We start from the raw sequence: 469 nt of genomic DNA, 5'->3' as shown, positions 1-469 counted from the left end.
TAAAATCAACCTTTCATGGGCGCAAACAGGCGCGAGTGATGTTTTTGTATCATACAGGTTAAACAACGGCGTAAGCAATACTCTAACCAACTCTAGTAATACGACGGCTGTTATCAATGGCGTTGGCAAACTCAACGATTCCGATGTGGAAAAAGGGAGCGGCGTCAGCGGCATACAGGAATACGCGGTTTTTATAGAACTCTACGCGCAGGGAATAATGGAGAGCAGAACTACCTTCAAGATATGGAACTTCCCCGGCATGAGCGTAAGTAAGGCGAACCCGGCAGTGGAAGTTAAAACTCAGGTGGAACTTGCCGCCATGAAAGACGGTTTAAATAAACAGTATGTCCTTGCCGATGACATCAACATTACAGGCGCATGGGCTCCGATTGGCAGCAATACCGCTCCATTCAGAGGTAAATTATACGGGGCTGGCCATACCATAACGATAAACAGCGGTTTTAGCGGC

General features: G+C 47.3%; 1 protein-coding gene. It reads left to right on the top strand.

Going from position 1 to position 469, the window contains the following annotated elements; all coding sequences use genetic code 11:
• On the top strand, nt 1–469 hold a 469-nt coding region (locus ACYVRA_RS08710), incomplete at both ends, for a hypothetical protein (RefSeq protein WP_461252324.1).

This window comes from Treponema sp. R8-4-B8 (assembly GCF_054786175.1).
This window is presented reverse-complemented; position numbering and strand designations above follow the sequence as displayed.